Source organism: Hyphomicrobium zavarzinii ATCC 27496 (assembly GCF_000383415.1).
GTDB classification, from domain to species: domain Bacteria; phylum Pseudomonadota; class Alphaproteobacteria; order Rhizobiales; family Hyphomicrobiaceae; genus Hyphomicrobium_C; species Hyphomicrobium_C zavarzinii.
On the sequence record NZ_KB911262.1, the window covers coordinates 146,690 to 169,083 of the forward strand.

The 22,394-nt window shown below is 65.0% G+C and carries 24 protein-coding genes; 19 read left to right on the forward strand and 5 right to left on the reverse strand.

The window, feature by feature from the left end; all coding sequences use genetic code 11:
- Positions 1 to 43 precede the first annotated feature (43 nt).
- The 10 genes from trmB (at position 44) to F812_RS0119405 (ending at position 11,983) form a co-directional block, all read left to right on the forward strand.
- On the forward strand, positions 44 to 757 hold the full coding sequence (gene trmB, locus F812_RS0119355; protein ID WP_020087635.1) for a tRNA (guanine(46)-N(7))-methyltransferase TrmB: 714 nt from the start codon (positions 44 to 46) through the stop codon (positions 755 to 757).
- Positions 758 to 955: 198 nt separating this feature from the next.
- Positions 956 to 1,582 (forward strand): ribosome maturation factor RimP, encoded by a 627-nt coding sequence (rimP, locus tag F812_RS0119360; RefSeq protein WP_020087636.1) that lies wholly within the window; start codon positions 956 to 958, stop codon positions 1,580 to 1,582.
- A gap of 2 nt (positions 1,583 to 1,584) precedes the next feature.
- Entirely contained in the window at positions 1,585 to 3,216 is a 1,632-nt protein-coding gene (nusA, locus tag F812_RS0119365; protein ID WP_020087637.1) for a transcription termination factor NusA, read from the forward strand.
- Positions 3,217 to 3,258: 42 nt separating this feature from the next.
- Positions 3,259 to 3,942, forward strand: coding sequence for an RNA-binding protein (locus F812_RS0119370; protein WP_020087638.1), 684 nt, complete (start codon positions 3,259 to 3,261; stop codon positions 3,940 to 3,942).
- 11 nt (positions 3,943 to 3,953) lie between these two features.
- Positions 3,954 to 6,731, forward strand: a complete 2,778-nt coding sequence (gene infB, locus F812_RS0119375) for a translation initiation factor IF-2 (RefSeq protein ID WP_020087639.1) — start codon at positions 3,954 to 3,956, stop codon at positions 6,729 to 6,731.
- 170 nt (positions 6,732 to 6,901) lie between these two features.
- Entirely contained in the window at positions 6,902 to 7,300 is a 399-nt protein-coding gene (rbfA, locus tag F812_RS0119380) for a 30S ribosome-binding factor RbfA (RefSeq protein WP_020087640.1), read from the forward strand.
- A 121-nt stretch (positions 7,301 to 7,421) separates the two neighbouring features.
- A complete protein-coding gene (gene truB / locus F812_RS0119385) occupies positions 7,422 to 8,339 on the forward strand; it encodes a tRNA pseudouridine(55) synthase TruB (RefSeq protein ID WP_020087641.1) in 918 nt (305 codons plus the stop codon).
- 286 nt (positions 8,340 to 8,625) lie between these two features.
- Complete coding sequence (gene rpsO / locus F812_RS0119390; protein WP_020087642.1) at positions 8,626 to 8,895, forward strand: 30S ribosomal protein S15; 270 nt, start codon at positions 8,626 to 8,628, stop codon at positions 8,893 to 8,895.
- Between the two features lie 227 nt (positions 8,896 to 9,122).
- Positions 9,123 to 11,318 carry a polyribonucleotide nucleotidyltransferase gene (gene pnp / locus F812_RS0119400; protein WP_020087644.1) on the forward strand — a complete coding sequence of 732 codons (2,196 nt, stop codon included), beginning with the start codon at positions 9,123 to 9,125 and terminating at the stop codon, positions 11,316 to 11,318.
- 107 nt (positions 11,319 to 11,425) lie between these two features.
- Positions 11,426 to 11,983 carry a hypothetical protein gene (locus tag F812_RS0119405; protein ID WP_020087645.1) on the forward strand — a complete coding sequence of 186 codons (558 nt, stop codon included), beginning with the start codon at positions 11,426 to 11,428 and terminating at the stop codon, positions 11,981 to 11,983.
- On the opposite strand, the gene F812_RS24755 is transcribed toward F812_RS0119405, so the two are convergent.
- From F812_RS24755 to F812_RS27070, 3 genes are read right to left on the reverse strand one after another with little or no spacing between them, the layout of a single operon-like run.
- A complete protein-coding gene (locus F812_RS24755; protein ID WP_020087646.1) occupies positions 11,980 to 12,717 on the reverse strand; it encodes a sirohydrochlorin chelatase in 738 nt (245 codons plus the stop codon). The two genes, F812_RS0119405 and F812_RS24755, sit on opposite strands and share 4 nt — an antisense overlap.
- Positions 12,714 to 13,307 (reverse strand): DUF4202 domain-containing protein, encoded by a 594-nt coding sequence (locus F812_RS0119415; RefSeq protein WP_020087647.1) that lies wholly within the window; start codon positions 13,305 to 13,307, stop codon positions 12,714 to 12,716. The genes F812_RS24755 and F812_RS0119415 overlap by 4 nt, the downstream gene beginning before the upstream one ends.
- A gap of 11 nt (positions 13,308 to 13,318) precedes the next feature.
- Entirely contained in the window at positions 13,319 to 13,678 is a 360-nt protein-coding gene (locus tag F812_RS27070; protein WP_020087648.1) for a DMT family protein, read from the reverse strand.
- A gap of 168 nt (positions 13,679 to 13,846) precedes the next feature.
- Between F812_RS27070 and F812_RS0119425 the strand changes: the two genes are divergently transcribed.
- The 6 genes from F812_RS0119425 (at position 13,847) to F812_RS0119450 (ending at position 17,790) form a co-directional block, all read left to right on the forward strand.
- Entirely contained in the window at positions 13,847 to 14,395 is a 549-nt protein-coding gene (locus F812_RS0119425; RefSeq protein ID WP_020087649.1) for a sigma-70 family RNA polymerase sigma factor, read from the forward strand.
- Positions 14,392 to 15,108: an anti-sigma factor gene (locus tag F812_RS0119430; protein ID WP_020087650.1), complete on the forward strand. Its 717-nt coding sequence runs from the start codon at positions 14,392 to 14,394 to the stop codon at positions 15,106 to 15,108. The genes F812_RS0119425 and F812_RS0119430 overlap by 4 nt, the downstream gene beginning before the upstream one ends.
- Positions 15,109 to 15,315: 207 nt before the next feature.
- A complete protein-coding gene (bufA2, locus tag F812_RS0119435) occupies positions 15,316 to 15,582 on the forward strand; it encodes a BufA2 family periplasmic bufferin-type metallophore (protein WP_026868281.1) in 267 nt (88 codons plus the stop codon).
- Positions 15,583 to 15,664: 82 nt separating this feature from the next.
- On the forward strand, positions 15,665 to 16,549 hold the full coding sequence (bufB, locus tag F812_RS0119440; protein WP_020087652.1) for an MNIO family bufferin maturase: 885 nt from the start codon (positions 15,665 to 15,667) through the stop codon (positions 16,547 to 16,549).
- Positions 16,550 to 16,559: 10 nt separating this feature from the next.
- The gene (locus F812_RS0119445) at positions 16,560 to 17,345 is read left to right on the forward strand and encodes an HvfC/BufC N-terminal domain-containing protein (RefSeq protein ID WP_020087653.1); all 786 of its coding nucleotides are present in this window, start codon (positions 16,560 to 16,562) and stop codon (positions 17,343 to 17,345) included.
- Between the two features lie 61 nt (positions 17,346 to 17,406).
- Complete coding sequence (locus tag F812_RS0119450; RefSeq protein ID WP_020087654.1) at positions 17,407 to 17,790, forward strand: DoxX family protein; 384 nt, start codon at positions 17,407 to 17,409, stop codon at positions 17,788 to 17,790.
- Positions 17,791 to 17,844: 54 nt separating this feature from the next.
- Here F812_RS0119450 and F812_RS0119455 read toward each other — a convergent pair whose 3' ends face one another.
- Positions 17,845 to 18,582, reverse strand: a complete 738-nt coding sequence (locus F812_RS0119455) for a superoxide dismutase (protein ID WP_020087655.1) — start codon at positions 18,580 to 18,582, stop codon at positions 17,845 to 17,847.
- Between the two features lie 117 nt (positions 18,583 to 18,699).
- On the opposite strand from F812_RS0119455, the gene F812_RS0119460 reads away from it, so the two are divergent.
- Complete coding sequence (locus F812_RS0119460; RefSeq protein WP_020087656.1) at positions 18,700 to 19,434, forward strand: TlyA family RNA methyltransferase; 735 nt, start codon at positions 18,700 to 18,702, stop codon at positions 19,432 to 19,434.
- Positions 19,427 to 20,665, forward strand: a complete 1,239-nt coding sequence (locus tag F812_RS0119465) for a class I SAM-dependent RNA methyltransferase (RefSeq protein ID WP_020087657.1) — start codon at positions 19,427 to 19,429, stop codon at positions 20,663 to 20,665. Before F812_RS0119460 ends, F812_RS0119465 begins: the two co-directional genes overlap by 8 nt.
- Positions 20,666 to 20,736: 71 nt before the next feature.
- Here F812_RS0119465 and F812_RS26860 read toward each other — a convergent pair whose 3' ends face one another.
- Complete coding sequence (locus tag F812_RS26860; RefSeq protein WP_020087658.1) at positions 20,737 to 20,904, reverse strand: hypothetical protein; 168 nt, start codon at positions 20,902 to 20,904, stop codon at positions 20,737 to 20,739.
- Between the two features lie 223 nt (positions 20,905 to 21,127).
- Here F812_RS26860 and F812_RS0119475 point away from each other — a divergent pair, with 223 nt between their 5' ends.
- On the forward strand, positions 21,128 to 22,393 hold the full coding sequence (locus tag F812_RS0119475) for a BtaA family protein (protein ID WP_051113883.1): 1,266 nt from the start codon (positions 21,128 to 21,130) through the stop codon (positions 22,391 to 22,393).
- Position 22,394 lies beyond the last annotated feature (1 nt).

Sequence of the window (22,394 nt, forward strand, 5' to 3'; positions counted from 1 at the left end):
ACGGCCGCAGGTGTGCGGCCGTTTGTTTTTTGAGGACGGGCACGTGAATCCGGCTGACGGTAAGCAGGGCGGGGCGCATTCGACGGAGCTGAGGTCGTTCGGGCGGCGGCGGGGGCGCAAGCTCAGCCCGCGTCAGGGGCAGCTCATGAGCGATCTGCTGCCGCGCGTGGGCGTGGATCTCACGCAGGGGGCGCCCGCGGACGCTCGTCAGCTCTTCGGGCCGGCCGCGTCGGCCGTGTGGCTCGAGATCGGATTCGGCGGGTCGGAGCATCTCATCTGGCAGGCCCGCCATCATCCGGATGTCGGTCTCATCGGGTGCGAGCCGTTCGAGGAAGGCATGGTCAAGGCTTTGACGGCCATCGACGAGGGGCACCTCGGAAATGTGCGCCTTTGGGGCGACGACGTGCGGCCGCTGCTGCGCTGGTTGCCGGAAGCCTCGATCTCGCGCGTGTTCATGCTGTTTCCCGATCCGTGGCCGAAGAAGCGGCATCACAAGCGCCGTCTGTTCTCCGTCGAGCTGTTGCACCAACTCGCGCGCGTGATGAAGCCCGGGGCCGAGCTGAGGCTTGGAACGGACATAGGAGATTATGCGCGCACTGCGCTGCTGGCGGTGGCTCAGACCCCCGAATTTCGCTGGACTGCGGACTGCGCGGAGGATTGGCGGGTGCGTCTCGACGACTGGCCCGCCACGCGATACGAGGCCAAAGCAGGCCGAGAAGGCCGGCGCTGCTATTTCTTCCGCTTTTCCCGAGTTTGACTCGAAACTGTTAGCCAAACTCCCGGTTGGCTTTTGTTCCGGGCCTGAAAACCCCAGGAAACACGCTTGCAAGGGGTGTCATAGTCACGTATTATTCGCTTGCTCATGATCATCTCAACTTTGAGAGTGGGCCCCTCAAGGGTCCGCTCTTTTTGTTTTGGCAGCGCCCGTTGCCGCGGCGGCCGGAATTCACTAGGTATGCAAAGTTCGAACGAGGTCGCGTCTCGCGATCGCTTTATTCTGGAAACCGGTCTCGCATCGGATGTTGCGGTGCTTGTCGAGCCCGTGCTCGAGAGCCTCGGTTTTCGCCTTGTTCGCATCGAGATTTCCGGGCGCGACGGCAAGACCCTGCAGATCATGGCAGAGCGCCCCGACGGATCGATCACGATCGAAGACTGCGAGGCGATCTCGCGGGCCGTTTCGCCGCTGCTCGACGTGCAGGATATCGTCAGCGACAGCTACCGGCTCGAGATCTCGTCGCCGGGCATCGACCGGCCGCTGGTGAGACCGTCCGATTTCGTGGACTGGGCTGGCTCGGAGGCCAAGATCGAGCTCAAGGCGCCGATCGACGGACGTAAGCGCTTTCGCGGCATCCTCGAAGGGTTCGAGGACGGCGAGGTGCTGATAGAGGCCGACCTCGGCGAGGACGGCCACAAGGTTATCGGACTTGCAGTCGGGCTTATCGCCAGTGCCCGGCTGGTGCTGACGGACGAGCTCATTCGGGAAGCCCTGAGCCGGGCCAAGGCCAAAGGTAAAGGACAGCTCGGAGACGGCGTCGAAGCCGATCCGGACGATTTGAAGACCGACGACGTGGAGGGTCTCTGAAGATGGCAGGCGTTGCAGGCATTAGCGCCAACAGGCTCGAGCTTCTGCAAATTGCGGACGCTGTCGCGCGGGAAAAGACGATCGACCGCAAGATCGTGATCCAGGCCATGGAAGACGCGATCCAGAAGGCCGCGAAATCGCGCTATGGCGCGGAGAACGACATTCGCTGCGAGATCGACCCAAAGACGGGCGAGACGCGGCTTTCGCGCGTGCTGGCCGTCGTCGATGCGGTCGAGAACGAGGCGACGCAGATCACGCTGGACGACGCCAAGCGCCGCAACCCGGAAGCCAAGCTCGGCGACCTCATCGCAGAGAGCCTGCCGCCGCTCGATTTCGGCCGCGTGGCCGCGCAGAACGCCAAGCAGGTCATCGTGCAGAAGGTGCGCGAAGCGGAGCGCGACCGGCAGTTCGGCGAATACAAGGATCGCATCGGCGAGATCGTGAACGGCACCGTGAAGCGCGCCGAATACGGCAACGTCATCGTGGATCTCGGACGCGCGGAAGGCATCATCCGCCGCGATGAGATGATCCCGCGCGAGAACGTGCGCTACGGCGATCGCATCCGCGCCTACATCTACGACGTGCGCCGCGAGCAGCGCGGTCCGCAGATCTTCCTGTCGCGCGCGCGGCCCGAGTTCATGAGCAAGCTCTTCGCGCAGGAAGTGCCGGAAATCTACGACGGCGTGGTGGAGATCAAGTCGGTCGCCCGCGATCCCGGCTCGCGCGCCAAGATCGCCGTCATCAGCCGCGACAGCTCGATCGATCCGGTCGGTGCGTGCGTCGGTATGCGCGGCGCCCGCGTGCAGGCGGTCGTCAATGAGCTGCAGGGCGAGAAGGTCGACATCATCCAGTGGAACCCGGATGCGGCGAGCTTCATCGTCAATGCGCTTGCGCCGGCGGAAGTTTCGAAGGTGGTGCTGGACGAAGATTCCAACCGCATCGAGGTGGTGGTGCCGGAGAGCCAGCTTTCGCTGGCCATCGGACGGCGCGGCCAGAACGTGCGGCTTGCTTCGCAGCTCACGGGCTGGGACATCGACATTCTGACCGAGCAGGAAGAGAGCGAGCGGCGCCAGAAGGAATTCGCAGAGCGCTCGCAGGCGTTCATGGATGCGCTCGACGTGGACGAGGTCATCGCCCAGCTTCTCGTGACCGAAGGCTTCGCCTCGGTGGAGGAAGTCGCCTACGTGGATCTGTCGGAGATCGCTCACATCGAGGGCTTCGACGAGAACACGGCTGGCGAGATTCAGACGCGTGCGCGTGAGTATCTCGAAAAGCAGGAAGCCGAGCGTGATGCCCGCCGCCGGGAACTCGGCGTTTCCGACGACCTTTCGAAGGTCGAGGGCGTGACGACGGCGATGCTCGTCGCTTTCGGCGAGAACGGGATCAAGACGCTCGAGGATCTCGCGGACTGCGCGACGGACGACCTCGTCGGCTGGACCGAGCGCTCGAAGGACAAGGACGTGGAGCCGGTGCGGCACAAGGGCGTGCTCGACGGCTTCGAGGTGGGCCGCAAGGAGGCCGAGGATCTGATCCTTGGCGCGCGCGTGCTCGCTGGCTGGATCACGCCTGAGGAAGCGACGGCTCCGGAAGACGAGGCAGGTTCGGACGAGTCCGAAGCTGCTTCGGAAGCTTAAGGCCGTGACACGCCGCAGACCAGTTTTGGAGGACTTGGGGCATTGGCAGACCGCCGCCGCCAGCACGACGATGCCGAGCCTGCCGTGGATGGACACGGCGGGGAGCGTCTGTGCGCGGCCACGCGGGAGGCGCTGAGCCCCGACCACCTGATCCGTTTCGTCGCAGATCCCTCAGGGGACATCGTTCCGGATCTCGCGCGGCGTCTGCCTGGCCGCGGGGTTTGGGTCAAGGCGGACAAGGCGGTGCTCGAGCGCGCCGTCAAAGCCAACGTGTTTGCCAAGAGCCTCAAGCGTCAGGTCAAGGCCGATCCGGCCTTGCCGGAGCGCGTGGAGCACCTGCTGGAAAAGCGGGTGCTGGAGGCGCTGGCGCTCGCCAACAAGGCAGGGCTGGTTACTGCCGGTTTTCAGCAGGTTGACGAGCTTTTGGAAGGTGGGACGACGGCCGTCCTGGTGCAGGCTTCGGATGCCGCCGACGGCGGGAGGGAGCGGTTGCAGCGCAAATATGCTGCAGTTGCGCGCGCCCGTGGCAAGGAAGCCTCTTTGGTAACCAGTCTATCGACAGAACAATTGAGCTTGGCCATGGGGCGGTCAAATGTGGTACATGCTGCCCTCATACAAGGCGGAGCCGCTGAGCGGTTTTATGACGAGGCCGAGCGGCTTAGGCGCTACCGGTCCGGCATCGGTGCATCCGATCGGCCGGAAAGTGCTCGTGAATTAAAGGTTTGAACGGATATCGAATGAGCGAAACCAAGGACACTGCCGATAAGACGCTGGCTGGGGGCGGACGCAAACCGCTATCGCTTCAGCGCACCGTTGAATCGGGCCACGTCCGGCAGAGCTTCAGTCATGGACGCTCCAAGTCCGTGGTTGTGGAAAAGCGCAAGACCCGCAAGCTGGCCGCGCCGGGCGCGCAGCCCGAGGCCGCGCCGGCTGCCCCGCAGGCGGCGCCTCCCAAGGTCGAAGCGAAGGCTCCGCCAAAGGCTCCGGTCCGCGCCGAGTCGCGGGCTGATGCCGGTAAGGGTGATCTTCTGAGGCCGGAAGAGCGCGACGCCCGTGCGCGCGCTCTCGCAGAGGCCCGCAAGCAGGCTGTCGAGGATGCGCAGCGCGCCGAAGAGCAGCGCGCGGCCGAGGCCAAGCGCGCCGCCGAAGCGGCTGCTGCCGCTCCGCCGCCTCCTGCTGCCGCTCCGCCCGCTGCCGAGGTTGCTCCTCCTGCAGCCGAGCCCCAGCGTCCTCAGCCGGTTGCTCAGCAGGCGAGCCCTGCTGCACGCGCCGAGCCGCCGGCACGCCCGGCAGCACCGGCTTCCGAGCGCCCCGCTTCGCGCCCGCACGGCGCGGAAGGCGGGCGTCCGGCTTCGTCGCGTCCGCGTCCGACGAGCTACGACACGCGTTTTGCTCCCCGTGAGGGCGGCCGTCCGAAGCAGATCGAGCTGCCCCGCCCCGCGAGTGCGGCACCGCCCGCCGATCGTGGCGGCGGCGCAGAGCCCACCAAGCTCGTGAGGAAAGACGACGCGCGTCCGCGTCCCGTCGCCGTCGAGACGGCGGACGACGAGGAGAGCCGCGCCATCAAGCGCGGCGGCAAGGTCGTCCGCGTGCCGGTCAAGGCTCCGTCTGTCGACGAGAAGCGCGAGCGCGGCAAGCTCACCATCAACAATGCGCTCGACGAGCAGCAGCGGGAGCGTTCACTGGCGTCGCTCAAGCGCAAGCGCGAGCGCGAGAAGCTGAAAGCCATGGGCATTCAGCAGCCCAGGGACAAGATCGTGCGCGAAGTCGTCATTCCTGAAGCCATCACCATCCAGGAACTCTCCAACCGCATGACGGAGCGCGCCGTCGACCTCATCAAGTTCCTGATGAAGCAAGGCGCGATGCACAAGATCACCGACGTGATCGATGCGGATACGGCAGAGCTCATCGTCTCGGAATTCGGGCACACGGCAAAGCGTGTTTCGGAAGCCGACGTTGAATCGGGCTTCATCGGCGAGAAGGATGCCGAGGAGGCGCAGCAGCCGCGCGCGCCCGTGGTCACCATCATGGGCCACGTCGACCACGGCAAGACGTCGCTTCTCGACGCTATCCGCCAGACCAACGTGGTCGCGGGCGAGGCCGGCGGCATCACGCAGCATATCGGCGCCTATCAGGTGACGACGCCTTCGGGCGCGAAGGTGACGTTCATCGATACGCCGGGCCACGCCGCCTTTACGGCCATGCGTGCCCGCGGCGCCAAGGTGACGGACATCGTGGTGCTGGTGGTTGCAGCCGACGACGGCGTGATGCCTCAGACGGTGGAAGCCATCAATCACGCCAAGGCCGCGAACGTGCCGATCATCGTGGCGATCAACAAGATCGACAAGCCGGCAGCCGAGCCCAAGCGCGTGCAGACCGATCTCCTCTCGCATGAGATCGTGGTCGAGAGCATGGGCGGCGAGACGCTGGAGGTGCCGGTCTCGGCGCTGAAGCGGACCAACCTCGACAAGCTGCTCGAGACGATCCACCTGCAGGCGGAAGTTCTCGACCTCAAGGCGAACCCCGACCGCTCGGCGGAAGGCGTCGTGATCGAGGCGAAGCTCGAGCGCGGACGCGGCCCGGTGGGCACGGTTCTCGTTCAGCGCGGCACGCTCAATGTCGGCGACATCGTCGTGGCCGGCATGGCGTGGGGACGCGTGCGCGCCCTCATCGACGACCAGGGCAAGAACGTCAACAGCGCCGGACCTTCGGTTCCGGTGGAGATCCTGGGCTTCAACTCGGCTCCCGAGGCGGGCGATCAGATCGCCGTGGTGGAGAACGAGGCGCGTGCCCGCGAGATCACCGACTACCGTATCCGCAAGCGCCGCGAGACGCTCGGCTCGGCCGGTACGCCGCGCACGCTCGAGCAGATGATGCAGACGCTGAAGGACTCGGCGGGCAAGAAGGACTTCACGCTCGTCATCAAGGGCGACGTGCAGGGCTCGGTGGAAGCCATCGCCGGCGCGCTGAAGAAGCTCGGCACCGACGAGGTCGAGGCGCGCGTCGTGCATTCGGGTGTCGGCGGCATCACGGAGTCGGACATCGCGCTCGCGGCGGCTTCGAAGGCCGTCGTCGTCGGCTTCAACGTGCGTGCCAACACGCAGGCGAAGCAGACAGCCGACTCGCAGGGCATCGAGATCCGCTACTACAGCATCATCTACGATCTCGTGGATGACGTTAAGGCGGCCATGTCCGGCCTGCTGGCGCCGACGCTGCGCGAGAACTTCCTCGGCTACGCCTCGATCAAGCAGGTGTTCAACATCTCGAAGGTCGGCAAGGTTGCCGGCTGCCTCGTGACGGAAGGCAAGGTGGAGCGTGGCGCGAAGGTGCGTCTGCTCCGCGACAAGGTCGTCATTCACGAGGGCACGCTCTCGATGCTCAAGCGCTTCAAGGACGATGTCCGCGAGGTGCCCGCTGGCCAGGAGTGCGGCATGGCGTTCGCGAATTACCAGGATATCCGCGAGGGCGACGAGATCGAGTGCTTCCAGGTGGAGACGATCAAGAGAAGTCTCTAGACCGCTCATGCGCGCTGTTCCGATCGCTCGAAAAGAGCGATCGGGCGCGCTCCGCGAGGCGCGACACTCGTCGCGAGTCGCCTTGCTCCCGGGCTGCTTCGCAGCCGAAGTTGCGTCGCTATAGAGGCCATTAGCCTCTTGCCGGTTCGATCCCGGTGGATTGAGAAGATATGTCCAGACGAAAATCCCATAGTGCGAAGGGACCTTCGCAGCGCCAGCTTCGCGTCGGCGAACTGATCCGTCACAAGCTGGCCGAGATGCTGGCCCGCGGCGAGATCTATGACGACGTGCTCGCTTCCCACGTGACGACCATCACCGAGGTCCGCATGTCGCCCGACCTGCGGCTGGCAACGGCCTACGTGATGCCGCTCGGCGGCAAGGACACCCAGACCGTGATCGATGCGCTCGGGCGCAACGCGAAGTTCATTCGCGGCGAGATCGCGCATGCGGTGGATCTGCGGGTGGCGCCCGAGGTTCGTTTCCGCGAGGACGAGACCTTCGACGAGGTCACGCGCATCGATCAGCTCCTGCACAGCGAGAAGGTGCGGCGAGACGTGGAGAAGGACTAGCCCCGCCTCTCGACACGCGACTGGCGCGTGAGGCGGCACGACCGCCGGGATGACGCGGGCGGAGAGATACCGATTGCTTCGCTGATCCGGGCGAGCGGTGCGGGACGCAGGTAAGCACACAATGGCACGACGTAAAAAAGGCAACGCCGTTCACGGTTGGCTGGTGCTCGACAAGCCGTTCGAGATGACCTCCACGCGCGCAGTCGGCATTCTCAAGCGTTTGTTCAACGCGCAGAAGGTCGGGCACGCAGGCACGCTCGATCCGCTGGCGACGGGTATCCTGCCGATCGCGTTCGGAGAGGCGACGAAGACGGTGTCGTTCGCTGTCGACGGCGAGAAGGTCTATCGCTTCGCCGTGCGCTGGGGTGCGGAGACGGCGACCGACGACGCCGAGGGCGAGGTGGTGGCGACGGGCGACGGGCGTCCGACGCCAGCCCAGATCGAAGCGTTGCTGCCGAGCTTCACGGGCGAGATCATGCAGGTTCCTCCTCAGTTCTCGGCCATCAAGGTCGACGGCGAGCGTGCGTATGCCTTGGCGCGCGACGGCGAGGAGGTGACGCTCGAAGCGCGCCCTGTGGTCATCGACGAGCTTCGTCTGCTCGAGACCCCGAACGAGGACGTCGCGATCTTCGAAGCACGCTGCGGCAAGGGCACCTACGTGCGTGCGATTGCGCGCGACATGGGGCGGGCGCTCGGCTGCCGGGGGCACGTGATCGAGCTTCGCCGGATGCGCGTGGGGCCGTTCGCGGAGGAGGAGTCGTTCTCGCTCGAGGAGATCGAGGAGGCGGCGGAGGCGGGCGAGGATCTCTCGTCGTTCCTGCGCCCCGTCGAGATGGCGCTGGGCGAGATCCTGGAGATCAACGTCAGCCCGTCGGATGCTGCCGATCTGGCGCAGGGGCGCAGCATTCTGATCCGCGGGCGCGATGCGCCGGTGCTGGGCGGTGTGGCGTATGCGATCTCCAAGGGCCAGATCGTGGCGCTGGGCGAGATCGAGAAGGGGGCCTTGCATCCCACCCGGGTGTTCAATTTCGGCGGCTGACGGGATTTGAAGCTTGCGCCTATGCAACTTCGGTTTTTAGTCCTGCAACCTCTTGACCTTGTTTGTGAAACTTTTCACTCGCGCTGTCCGGACGAATGTGTATAACGGCGCATCCCGTTCGCGCCTCAGGCGTGAGCGGCGTTTTGCTTTGGACCGATGATCGCACGTCAGGCGATGGAGCCTGATCCGATCATGGTCCTTGTTTGCGACCTGGCTGGACGACATCCCGGCCATGGCCGTTCATCGCCGCCCGAAGGGGCGGCCTCCCACCTGAAAGGAGACCCCGATGTCGCTGACGACCGAAGCTAAGTCCAAGCTCATCAAGGCCAATGCCACCAAGGCGAACGACACCGGCTCGCCCGAGGTTCAGGTTGCGATCCTGACCGAGCGCATCAACGGCCTCACCGAGCACTTCAAGGCGCACAAGAAGGACAACCACTCGCGCCGCGGTCTGCTCAAGATGGTGAGCCAGCGCCGCCAGCTTCTGGACTATGTGAAGCGCAAGGATGAGGCGCGCTACCAGAAGATCATCGAGAAGCTCGGTATCCGTCGCTAATAGCGGCGGAAATCGGGTTGGTGATGGCCGAGGTGCTGCTCCGCTCGGGTCCCATGGGGGACGCGAAGGGCAAGCTCGGCCTCCGCCATCGCTGGCAAATCGGCCTCCACTTTTTCGAAAGCACTTTTGGCGCCGCCGACCTTTTCGGTTCGCGGCGCTGCTTGCATTCGTGCTATGGAAGCCGCGCATCAAAAGACATGAAACAGAGATAGAACGAAAGAACGCACATGTTCGATATTCATCGCGTGGAAATTGAATGGGGCGGCCGCACGCTCAAACTGGAGACCGGGCATATGGCCCGCCAGGCCGATGCCGCCGTCTATGCGCAGTACGGAGAGACCAGCGTTCTGGCCACCGTCGTCGGCGCAAAGAGCCCGAAGCCCGGCATCGATTTCTTTCCGCTGACCGTGAACTACCAGGAACGTACGTATGCCGCGGGCAAGATCCCGGGCGGCTATTTCAAGCGCGAGGGACGTCCGACCGAGAAGGAGACGCTGACGTCGCGCCTCATCGACCGCCCCATCCGTCCGCTGTTCGTGGACGGCTTCAAGAACGAGGTGCAGGTCGTCGTCACCGTTCTTTCGCACGACCTCGAGAATGATCCGGACGTCGTTGGCATGGTTGCGGCTTCCGCGGCGCTCACGCTCTCGGGTCTGCCGTTCCTCGGACCGATCGGCGCCGCCCGCGTCGGCGTCATCGGCGGCGAATTCGTGCTCAACCCGATGATCGACGAGATGGCGGAAAGCACGCTCGACCTCGTCGTCGCAGGCACGCAGGATGCCGTGATGATGGTCGAGAGCGAGGCTCAGGAGCTTCCCGAAAGCCAGATGATCGGCGCCGTCGTGTTCGGCCACAAGCACATGCAGCCGGTGATCGACGCTATCATCAAGCTTGCCGAGAAGGCCGCCAAGGAGCCCTGGGACATCAAGCTTCCCGACGCGGAGAAGTACAAGGCGAAGGTCAAGGAGCTCGCGGGCGATCTTCTCAAGACCGCGTTCTCGACCAAGGAGAAAGGCAAGCGCCAGGATCTCGTGGCCGAGGCCAAGAAGAAGGTGCTCGAGGGCATTCAGCTGCCGGACGATCCGAACGAGAAGGTGCTGCTCGGCGACACCTTCAAGGCCCTCGAAATGGAGATCATGCGCGGCGACGTGCTGAAGACGAAGCGTCGCATCGACGGACGCGATCTCGAGACCGTGCGTCCCATCCTTTCCGAGGTTCACGTGCTGCCCCGCACGCACGGCTCGGCGCTGTTCACGCGCGGCGAGACGCAGGCGCTCGTGGTGGCGACGCTCGGCACCGGCGAGGACGAGCAGTACATCGACAGCCTGGAAGGCACCAAGAAAGAGCGCTTCCTGCTGCACTACAACTTCCCGCCCTACTCGGTGGGCGAGACGGGCCGCATGGGCTCTCCGGGACGCCGCGAGATCGGCCATGGCAAGCTCGCCTGGCGCGCCATCCATCCGCTGCTGCCGAAGCAGGACGAGTTCCCGTACACGCTGCGCGTCGTTTCGGAGATCACCGAGAGCAACGGCTCCTCCTCGATGGCGACGGTGTGCGGCACCTCGCTCGCGCTGATGGATGCGGGTGTTCCGCTGCGTTCGCCGGTTGCCGGCATCGCGATGGGCCTCATCAAGGAAGGGGATGATTTCGCCGTGCTTTCGGATATTCTCGGCGACGAGGATCATCTCGGCGACATGGACTTCAAGGTGGCCGGCACTGCAAACGGTGTCACGGCGCTGCAGATGGACATCAAGATCACCGGCATCACCGAGGAGATCATGAAGGTTGCCGTGGAGCAGGCCCATCGTGGCCGTCTGCACATCCTCGGCGAGATGTCCAAGGCGCTGACGGGGGCCCGCGAGGAGCTCGGCGAGTACGCGCCGCGCATCGAGACGATCAAGATTCCGACCGATAAGATCCGCGAAGTGATCGGCTCGGGCGGCTCGGTGATCCGCGAGATCGTTGCGGAGTCGGGTGCCAAGATCGACATCGAGGACGACGGCACGGTGAAGATCGCGTCGGCGAGCCGCGAGAGCATCGAGAAGGCGCTCGCCCGCATCCGCGGCATCACGTCGGAGCCCGAGGTCGGCCAGATCTACAAGGGCAAGGTCGTGAAGATCATGGAGTTCGGCGCGTTCGTGAATTTCTTCGGCGCGAAGGACGGCCTGGTGCACATCTCGCAGCTCACGCAGGGCCGCCCGCAGACCGTGGGTGAGGTCGTGAAGGAGGGCCAGGAAGTCTATGTGAAGCTCCTGGGCTTCGACGACCGCGGCAAGGTGCGCCTCTCGATGAAGATCGTCGACCAGGCCACCGGTCAGGAGATTCCGCGTGCCGAGGGCGAGCCCGAGGAGACGTTCTCGGCCGAGCGTCCGCCGCGCCGCGACCGCGAGGGCGGCCGTGGCGAGCGCCGCCGCCGGGAGTAGCCGTTACAAGGCGCTAACGGATTAACGACAAGAGGCCGCTGCGCATCAACGCAGCGGCCTTTTTCGTTAGATTGCGGACAGGTTCGCTTTTCCGGAGGTCTTCTGCTTTGCACCTCACCATCCTCTCCCCTCTCGCCGCGTTGCTGACCGTCTTCGTCCTCATGGCGTCTGCGCGCGCCGACGATGCGACGGAGCTGGTTTTTCATAGCCGGCATGTCCAGAGCGCCTTGAACGCGGATTTTCGGATTGCGCTCGGAGACCGCTATTCGCCGTCGTTCATCAAGGGGCGGTTCCAGCCCTATACGGTCACGTTTTCGGACGAGTGCGAGATGGAATGCTACGTCATCAGCCGCAATGGTGTGTCGTTCAACATCTACGGCAGCGAGGAGAGCGGCAAGATCACGGCGCTTTCGTCGTGGAGTGAGCGCGCGGCCGACAGTCTCGGCATTCGTGTCGGTACACCGCTGCGGGACGCGCTCAAGACGGATCGGGCGCGGTGCGAATATGCGGAGAGCCTGATGTGCCGGTCGGCCGTTCCAGGGCTCAGTTATTTTGTGGACAGCGAGGAGACCTGCGAGTGGGGCGTCCGCTGGGACAGCGGGGAGATCTCGGTGCGAGTGCCGGCCTGCGCCCGTGTCGGCGGGTTTCACATCTCGGCGTATTAGGCTGCCGGTCCGTTCGCCGACAATGCCGCGGCGATGAGGGGGGCGATGGCCGGCGAATTGCCGATGGGGCCGGTGTAGATCGCGTTGGCGCCGGTTTCCTCGATGGCTTCGGGAACGTCGTCTCCGGCGTGCATGCCATCGCCGAAGAAGAATCCCGCGACGATGGTCGGTGCAGGACTTGCTCGCAGCGCATCCTCCAGAAAGGGCTCTTCCTCGAGAAACGCCGTCGTCACAGTGGCGAAGCGCCGTGAGAGCGCGGCGCGGGCGGCGGCCTTGCGGGTTGCGCTCGCGGAGGCGGGGCCGAGCTTCGAGCCGTGACCGGCGATCAGGAGACGGGAATTGAGGGGTTCGAATCCCCTACGGTGCGCGATGGCGACGGCCTCCTGCACCAGGATGTCGGGTAGGACCGGGTCGAGGCCGAGGGGGGGGAGTATTCTCGGCTCTGTCGCAAGGCCAGCGGCGAGAACGCGTTCGCGAACTTTATGCACGAAGTAGCCGTCCGCCATGAAGAGCGGATAGACGGCGATGGTTTCAGCTCCCGATGCGGCTGCCTCCGCGAGCGCCTGCTCCAGCGTGGGTTCGCCTTTCAGCACGCCCGCGAAGAGAGGTGTGCCCGGCATGAGGGCGCGCACGGCGTTGGCCTGGGCGTTCAACGCAGCGTTGGGAGAGGCGCCGCCCCGGTCCCCGTGGCTTGCGAAAACGACCGCGAGCGCGTGAGCCGGCGAGGAGGTCATGATGCGGCGGCCTCGGCGATCGCCGTTTCGAGAGCGGCGCGAACCGCAGGGGGAAGATCGAGCCCGGCTGCGGCCGCTTTGCCGTGCTCCGACATCTTGCCGAGCGTCTTCACCAGGATGCCGATGACTTTCCCGGGCTCATGCTTCGCCGCGAAGTCCTCGGCATAGTGGGCGAGAAACACCAGCGAGGCGACGTCCTCGACAGCCTGGGCCTCGGGGTCGCGACGGAAGTTGTCCTTGCGGATGAGAGCGCCGACGCGTGCAATCTCGTCGTCGCTGTAGCCGAGGTCTGCCAGGATGGCACCCGCCCATTCGGCATGCTTGCGGCCGAGGTCCTTGCGCCAGCGGAGGTAGCCGGGCCGGTCCATGGGATAAGTGTTGCGGGGTACTTCCCACCGGCGGATGTGCTGAGCGCGAGCGGCGAGACGAAGCGCCTCCGAGGCATCGGGATAGACACGCGCGAGCATGGCCGACATGCGCTGCCCGTAGATCAGCTCGGCGGGATAGTCCGCACCGTCCACTGTAATGCGGTTCGGATCCTGGCTGTTGGCGGCGTCGATTTCGGCGGCCGCGGCGTTCATGCGTTCCATGGGTGTCAGCCTCATAGCGGCCCCCGGAAAATGAAATAGGCTCCCGCCACGATGAGTGCAAAGCCCACCAGGTGATTGAGCGTCAGCGGCTCGTGCAGATAGAGCACCGAGAAGCCCGCGAAGACCGTGAGCGTGATCACCTCCTGGATCGTCTTCAGTTCGGCGGCCGTATAGGTGCCGTGGCCGATGCGATTGGCAGGGACGGCGAGGCAGTATTCGAAAAAGGCGATGCCCCAGCTCACCACGATTGCGATCCAGATGGGCGCGCTCTTGAACTTGAGGTGACCGTACCAGGCGAACGTCATGAAGATGTTCGAGGCAAGGAGCAGAAGAATGGGAGCGAGATTGGTCGGCAGTCCGAAACTCGGCAAGGGGATCTCCGTGGCTATCCAGATGCAAAGGGTTCTGTTCAGCCTTTGATTAAGCCAAGCCGCAGCTCGTGTCTCGACATGAGGCCGCAATCCGTTATTACTGTCGCAGTTTTTCGCGCCTGCGCCCATCGTGCGACATGGGCGAACTCCGTAACCGGAACGGCTGGAATGAAGTCCACGCGCCGACAGCTCGACGAGCTTCTTGCCGGAGTGGCGCGCGGCGATGAAGCCGCGTTCGCGGAGCTTTACCAAGCCACCTCCGCGAAACTCTTCTCCGTTGCCCTGCGTATCCTGAGAAGCAAGGAGGCGGCGGAGGACGTGGTCCAGGATAGCTATTTCAGGATTTGGGAGCGCGCTCAGGACTTTAAGTCCGAGATTGCGGCGCCGATTACCTGGATGGCCGCGATCGTGCGTAACCGGGCTCTGGACGAGGTGCGGCGGCGCGGCGTGCGACCGGCGGCCGACGTGTCGGAGCTGGACGATCTTCCGAGCGACGACGAGCATCCCGTCGAGGTTCTCGGGCGGCGGGAGGATGTGGACCGGCTGCTGAAATGCCTCGAAGGGCTCGAGCCCGACAAGCGGCAGATGGTCCGGCTCGCCTATCTGGATGGCTTGAGCCGTGACGCGCTCGCCAAGCGGTTCGATCGTCCCGAGGGCACGATCAAGACCTGGCTGCATCGCAGTCTGGCTCAGTTGAAGGGGTGCCTCGAGCGATGAACGAGCTCGACGACATCGATGCCCTGGCTGCCGAGTTCGTGCTCGGAACGCTGTCGCGCGCGGAACGCGCCGAGGCGGAGGCCAAGCTCGAAAGCGACCCGGCGTTCGCCAAGGCGGTCGCCGTATGGGAGCGCCGTCTCGGGCCGTTGGCCGAGGTCGTGGCGCCGGTGCAGCCGCCGCCTGGGCTTTACAGCAAGATCCGCGCGCAAATCGGGCTTTCGCAGCATGTCGTGTCGCTCAAGGCGCGCGAGCAGGCGCTGGTGCGCCGGGCAAGCCGCTGGCGCACCGCGGCCGGTGCGATGACGGCGCTGGCGGCTTCGCTCGCGGGCGTGGTCGGCTGGCAGGAGTACGAACGGCGCCAGATGCCGACGCAGTATGTGGCGGTTCTGCAGGCAACTGATGCGCTGCCGGCGTTCCTGCTGACTGTCGATACCAAGACGAACATGTTCGTCATTTCCGCGATGCAGAAGCCGGCGGAAGCGGAGAAGTCCTACCAGCTTTGGCTCGTGCACGACGACATGCCGCAACCGAAGTCGCTCGGCGTGTTCGACGACAGCGAGATGGACGTGCGGCCCATGGCGGGCGGCAAGATGCACGACATGATGATGGACGGCACCTATGCGGTGAGCGTGGAGCCCAAGGGTGGCTCGCCCACGGGCAAGCCGACGGGACCCGTGGTGTTCAGCGGCAAGCTGGTCAAGGCGACGCCGTGATCTGAGCCTCGGCGCATTCCACGCGCTGGGGCGAAGTCATACGGCCGCTTTTCGTCATCGGATCAACGTTTTTATTTTGCGGATTTTTTGAAACTTCCTTTCGCGGCACGGCGTAGCTCCCAGCATGCTTCCTCGGTCGGCACCCGGGACGGGAAGCCCTTCGATGATCACTCCGGGATGGCGTTCATCATAAGAAAGGATACGCTCATGAAACTCACGGTGACCTCTGGCTCCGCTCTCGCTGCCGCCGCTGCAACGCTTCTGCTGGCCGGTGCCGTCTCGGCGCCGACTTATGCTGCCGACGAAGCCAAGGGACATTGCATGGGCGCAAATGCCTGTAAGGGCACAGGCGCGTGCAAGACCGCGACCAACGCCTGCAAGGGGCAGAATGCCTGCAAGGGCCAGGGCTTCACGGAGAGCACGAAGGCCGATTGCGAGAAGGTCGAAGGCGCGAAATTCGAGCCGGCGAAGTAAGCCGCTCCCGAGCGTCATGATGTCCGGCGGCAGGAAGACTACCGCCGGACATCGCGAAATTTGAATTCCGGAGGCGCGCGTCATGACGGCAGAGAAATGCCCGCCGGCCAATGCCGAGGGCTCCTCACAGAAGCCGCCCTACCTCGGTTTCGGCCTTGGTCTCCGGCCTCAGCACTACCAGGACATTCTGGAGGGAAATCCGAATGTCGACTGGTTCGAGGTCATTTCCGAGAACTACATGGTGCCGGGCGGGCAGCCGCTCAAAATGCTGGATCGCATCCGCGCGCGCTATCCGATCGTCATGCATGGTGTGTCTCTCTCGATCGCGTCGACGGCGCCTTTGAACGAGGGCTATCTGCGGGATCTGAAAGCGCTTGCGAAGCGGAGCGAGCCCGTTTTCATTTCCGATCATCTGTGCTGGACGGGCGTGCATGGCGTGAACCTGCACGATTTGCTTCCCGTTCCCTATACCCGCGAGGCGCTCGACCACGTGGCGGCGCGCGTGCATCACGTGCAGGAATATCTGGGTCAGGCGATCGCGCTCGAGAACGTATCGAGCTACGTGCAGTTCTCGCATTCGGAAATGAGCGAGTGGGAGTTTATCGCGGAGCTGACGCGGCGCACCGGATGCTGGCTGGTGTTCGACGTCAACAATGTGTTCGTCTCCGCGTTCAATCACGACTTCGATGCGTATGCTTTCATCGCGGGCGTGCCGAAGGAGCGCATCGTGCAGTTCCATCTCGCGGGGCACGAGCACAACATGAGCCACATCATCGATACGCACGATGCGATCGTGTGCGACGAGGTGTGGGATCTCTATCGAACGGCGCTGCGCCATTTCGGTCCCGTGTCCGCGATCATCGAGCGAGACGATCACATCCCGCCGCTGGACGAGCTGGTGGCGGAGCTCGATGTGGCGCGGTCCGTCGCGGCCGAGATGCTGAAACCGGCCGCGGCTGACGCATAAGGGCATTCGGATGACCGCGAAGCCGCCGTCTCTTGCGGAGCTGCAGACGCGTTTTCAGGCGGCGATCGTCGATGGCTCCGATGACGTGCTCGCGCTCATTCCCGCCAACTCGCGCACGAGCAACGCGGTGCTGCTCGGCGTCTACCGGAACGCTTACGTGGGGCGTCTCGTGGAGGTGGTGCGGAACGCCTATCCCATGCTCGCACGCCACATGGGAGACGAGGCGTTCACCCTCATGGCGCAGCGCTATGTGGCGCTCTACCCGTCTCGGCATGCGAATGCGCGCTGGTATGCGAGCGAGGTGCCAGAGCTGTTGTCGCGCGATCCGTTTGTGGCAGAGCCCGAGCTTCGCGAGATCGCGCTGCTCGAACGGCAGCTCGACCTCGCGTTCGATGCGCCGGATGCGCCGGTGCTCGATCTTGCGGGGCTTGCGCAGCATCCGCCGGAGACGTGGGGCGGGCTCGCCTTCGTTCCGCATCCGTCGGCTGCCGTGCTGGACTTCGAGACCAACGCCTTCGAGATCTGGCGCGCTCTCAAGGATGAGGAGGCTGCCCCCGCGGCCGTCCTAGAGGGGCCTCATGCTTTTCTCGTCTGGCGCCGGAACACTGTTCCCTCGGTGCGGAGGCTGGGGGCAGAAGAGCATATGCTGTGGAGCGAGGCCGCGCGCGGCAAGGCGTTCGCGGGACTCGCGGAAATGGCAGCCGTCTATGACGATCCGGACACGGCGGCGCTGCGGGTCGCCCAATATCTCAACGGATGGCTTTCGGCCGGGCTCATCAGCAAGGCCGTGACCTGATCTGGCGAAGCAGCTAGGTTCAGCGTGCAGTCGGGCCCACCCTTACAACATAGGTTGAACCATGACATCCACGCACGACCTCGCCAGTCTCGCCGCGCGCCTTCTTATCGCGCCCGTGTTCATCTGGGCAGGCATTGGAAAGATCACCGACTATGCCGGCTCGGCCGGATACATGGAAGCCTACGGGCTTCCCGGCATTCTGCTGCCTCTTGCCATCGCCGCGGAGCTCGGTGGCGGGCTTGCCATCCTGTTCGGAGTTTTGTCGCGCTGGGCCGGTCTCATCCTCGCCGTCTTCTGCATCGTCACTGCGCTGGTGTTTCACTCCGCCTGGTCCGGCGACGGCGGCAGCATGCAGATGATCAGCTTCTTCAAGAATCTCGGCCTTGCGGGCGGCTTGTTGCTGTTGTTCGCCAACGGCCCGGGGCGGTATGCCTTGCGCGATTGACGTAAGAAAGCCGATAGCGATGGGGAACATCGCTATCGGCTCTATACGTCGAGATCAGATCGCGAGCTTGCCGGCCTGTGCGGCGGCGTAGCGGTCGGCGACGGCCTTCCAGTTCACGACGTTCCACCAGGCCTTGAGGTAGTCTGCGCGCTTGTTCTGGTATTTCAGATAGTAGGCGTGCTCCCAGACGTCGTTGCCGATGAGGACGCGGCCGCCGTCCATGAGCGGCGTATCCTGGTTCGGCTTCGAGACGAGGGCGAGCTTGCCGGTCTTGTCGACGGTGACGAACACCCAGCCCGAGCCGAACACCTTGGTACCCGCGGTGTTGAAGTCGGCCTGGAGCTTTTCGAGGCCGCCGAGGTCGCGGTCGATGGCCTCCTTCAGAGCGCCGTCCGGGCCGGGGCCGCCGGGTGCGCCCATAATCTGCCAGAACATGGAATGGTTCGCGTGGCCGCCGCCGTTGTTGCGGATCGCGGTGCGGACTGCATCCGGGACCTCCGGGAGCTTGGCGAGCAGCTCCTCCAGCGGAAGCTTGGCCAGCTCGCCGTGATCCTTGAGCGCGTTGTTGAGGTTGTTGACGTAGGCGGCATGATGCTTGCCGTGGTGGATGCCCATGGTGGTGGCGTCGATATGGGGCTCCAGTGCGGCCGGATCATAGGGCAGCGCCGGCAAGGTAAACGGGCCCGACGGCGTCTCCGCGAAGGCGCGGCGGATGCCGCCAACGGATACAGCGGAGAGGAGGCCCGCGGCACCTGCTGCGACAAGGAAGTTCCGACGATTGGGTTTCATCATCAATAGTCTCCGTCTACTTCTGGCTGCCTCGTGAGAAAAGTTCATTACGCTATATAGCCTCCCTCTGTGGCAGAACCAGCGGGCAGGACAGAAAGTTCAGGACGGAATCGGCAATTCATGGGGCTGAGGCTCGACAAGGTGCTTCTTGCGCGGGGACTAGTTCCCACCCGGTCGCGCGCACGTGATCTGATCGTTCGCGGTGCGGTCAGCGTAGGCGGGGCCGTGCAGACCAAGCCTGGTGCGCTGGTGCCGGAGGATGTGCCGATCCAGCTTCTGGAGGCGGCCGACTATGTCTCGCGCGGCAGCCTCAAGCTCGAAGCCGCGCTCGATGCCTTCGGGTTCGATCCGGCGGGCCGGGCCGCACTCGACATCGGGGCCTCGACCGGCGGCTTTACGGAGGTGCTGCTGCGGCGCGGGGCAGCGCATGTGTTCGCGGTCGACGTGGGGCATGGGCAACTCCATCCCCGCCTCGCCGAGGATGTGCGGGTGACGTCGCTCGAGGGGATGGATGCACGTGCGCTCTCCTCGCGGGAGATCACGCGAAAGGTGGGGGCCATCGTCGCGGACGTGAGCTTCATCTCGCTCGAGAAGGCATTGCCGGCCGGTCTTGCCTTTGCCGATGCGGGGGCCTGGCTCGTTGCTCTGGTGAAGCCGCAATTCGAGGCCGGGCCGCAGGCGATCGGGAAAGGCGGCATCGTGCGGGATGCCGAGGTGAGGGACGCGCAGGCGGAGAAGATCGCGGCGTGGGTCGGCTCTCTTGCAGGATGGCGCGTGGACGGCGTGATCGTGTCGCCCATCGAAGGCGGCTCGGGAAATCAGGAGTTTCTTTTGGGAGCGCATCTCGATGGGTGAGGGCTCGGTTCGGGAAAGCGGCGCGTTCGTCATCGAGCGGCTCGGCGCCAAAGGCGACGGCGTCGCCACGCTCGATGGCGAGACGGTGTACGTGCCGTTCGCGCTTGCGGGCGAGCAGTGGCGCAGGAGCGATGACGGCTACCATCGCATAACGGACAGCGCAGAGCGGGCCGAGCCTGTTTGCCGCCATTTCATGCAATGCGGCGGGTGCCTTGCACAGCATATGTCTCCCGGTCTTTACCGAGATTGGAAGCGCGGTCTCGTTGTGGAGGCGTTCCGCCATCGCGGCATAGACGCCGACGTGAAAGAGACGGTGGTGGTGGACGCGCGCTCCCGGCGGCGCGCGTTTCTGGGTGTCGAGCGGCGCGGCGCGGATGTCATCCTCGGCTTTCGTGAGGAGGGGCAGCATACCCTCGTCGATCTCGTGGAATGTCCGGTGCTCGATCCCTTGATCGTCTCGGCCGTTCCCGGCCTGCGCGTCATCGCGCAGCGGGTGATGCCGGATCGCGCGGGCGGGCGGCTGGTGGTGACGCGCCTCGACCGTGGGCTCGACGTTTCGTTCGACAACGGCCGCAAGGATCTCTCGCCTCACGAGCGGGCGGAGCTCGGCGCGCTTGCGCAGAAGATGGGGCTCGCGCGGCTGATGGTCGGAGGCGAGTTGATCGTGGCGGGGGGACGTCCGGTCGTCACCATTGCCGGCGTGGAGGTGGAGATCGCGCCGGGTCTGTTCCTACAGGCTGTGCCTCAGGCGGAGCGGCTGATGGCGGAGATGTGCGTGGCTGCGCTGCCGAAGTCTGCAAAGACGATCGCGGATCTGTTCTGCGGGGTGGGGACGCTCACGCTTCCGCTGGCGCGGCGCGCGTCGATCACGGCTTACGACAGCGACCGGCGGGCGATCACCGCGCTCACGGGCGCGGTTCGTCATACGCAGGGGCTGAAGCCCGTCACGGCGCAGGTACGGGATCTCTATCACGATCCGTTGTCGGCGCGGGAGCTCGCGGGTTTCGACGCGGTGGTGCTCGATCCGCCGCGGGCGGGTGCGGCCGAGCAGGCGGAGCGGCTCGCCAAGTCGAAGGTGCCGACCGTGATCGCCGTCTCCTGCAACCCGGCGACCCTGGCCCGTGATGCGCGAACCCTGCTGGACGGGGGCTATCGCATGGGGCCCGTGACGCCGATCGACCAGTTCCTCTACTCGGCGCACGTGGAGGCTATCACCGTATTCCGGCGTTGAGCCTCACTAACAGCAAAAGCCCCGGACGCGGGCCGCGTCCGAGGCGCTGACTGCTCATGCACGCAGGATGATTAGGCGGAAGCCTTGGCCTTGGCGGCGCGGGTCTTGCCTGAGAGCTTCTTCAGGCGCTTGCGGGCGGCTGCGGTGTTGCCCTGGATGCGCGTCACCTTGGAGCGGGGAATGGCGCGGCGGGCCTTCTTCTTCTGAATCTCGACCTTGCGGTGATGACGGGCGGTCATGGGCGAAAAATCCTGTGAATGCCGGGCGCTTCGCCCGAATGTCCGATCTATGACGCCTCGTCTAAGGGATCTTGCGGCCAGAGGCAAGCCGAACGGCGCCGGGGCCTGGGGCGGGATGCCACGTGTCGCACGGGGTCCACAGACCTGCCGCCCTTCTGTCACAGGGCTGCAACATGAAGTCGTTAGTCGGGCCCAATGAATAAGCATATTCGGGGGATTTTCCATGAGCGGAGTGGCTGAGGCGCACGTACAAGGTGAAGACGCCCTGCGCGGCAGCCGGAAGAACCATCGGCTGGCGGAGGCGGTGCACCGGTATGGCGTGGCAAGCCGGAAGGGCCTCGAGGAGCGCTTCTTCACCTGGGCGTTCTCCGGCCTGGTCTATCCGCAGATCTGGGAAGATCCCGTCGTCGACCTCAAGGCCATGGCGCTGAAGCCCGGCGAGAACGTGGCCGCCATCGCCTCGGGCGGCTGCAACGTGCTCTCCTACGTGACGGCGGCGGATGTGCGGGTGACGGCGCTCGATCTCAACCCGGCGCATGTGGCGCTGAACAAGCTCAAGACGGCTGCCGTCGCGCGTGCGCCGGACTACGAGACCTTCGCACGCTTTTTCGTGTCGGCGGCAGATGCGAAGACGGCTGAGATCTACGACAGCCTGCTCGCCCCTCATCTCGACGCGGCCACGCGTGCCTACTGGGAAGGGCGGGATGCCCTCGGCCGCCGCCGCATCAGCTATTTCGGCCGCAGGTTCTACCGCCAAGGGCTGCTCGGCAGCTTCATCACGGCGGGGCATCTCATGGCACGCATCCATGGCCGCAACCCGGCCAGGATGCTGGAGGCGAAGGACCGGGCGGATCAGGAGCGGATTTTCCAGGAGGAGCTGGCGCCGTTGTTCGAGATGCGCCACATGCGCTGGCTCATGGACAAGCCCGCCTCCCTGTTCGGGCTCGGCATTCCGCCCTCGCAGTTCGATGCGCTCAAGGGTGATGCGCCGCAGATGGCGGACGTGCTCAAGGAGCGCTTGGCGCGCCTCGCCTACGGGTTCGATCTCAAGGATAACTATTTCGCCTGGCAGGCGTTCGGCCGCGGATACGCTGCGGGTGGCGCGGGGCCGCTTCCACCCTATCTCGAGCGCGCGAACTGGGAGACGTTGAAGTCCCGCGTCGGCAACGTCACCGTGGTTCATGCGTCGTTTGCCGAGCATCTGCGCAGCTTCTCCGCGCCCACCTACGACGCCTACGTGCTGCTCGACGCTCAGGACTGGATGACGGACGAGCAGCTCACGGCGCTGTGGAGCGAGATCGTGCGGACGGGCAAGCCGGGATGCCGCGTGATCTTCCGGACGGCGGGCGAGGAAACGATCCTACCCGGACGCGTTCCGAATGCGATCCTCGGGCGCTTCCGCTACGATGCCGCCCAATCCCGAGCACTGGGCGTCTTCGATCGCTCGTCGATCTACGGCGGATTCCACCTCTACACGTTCGAGGGCTAGC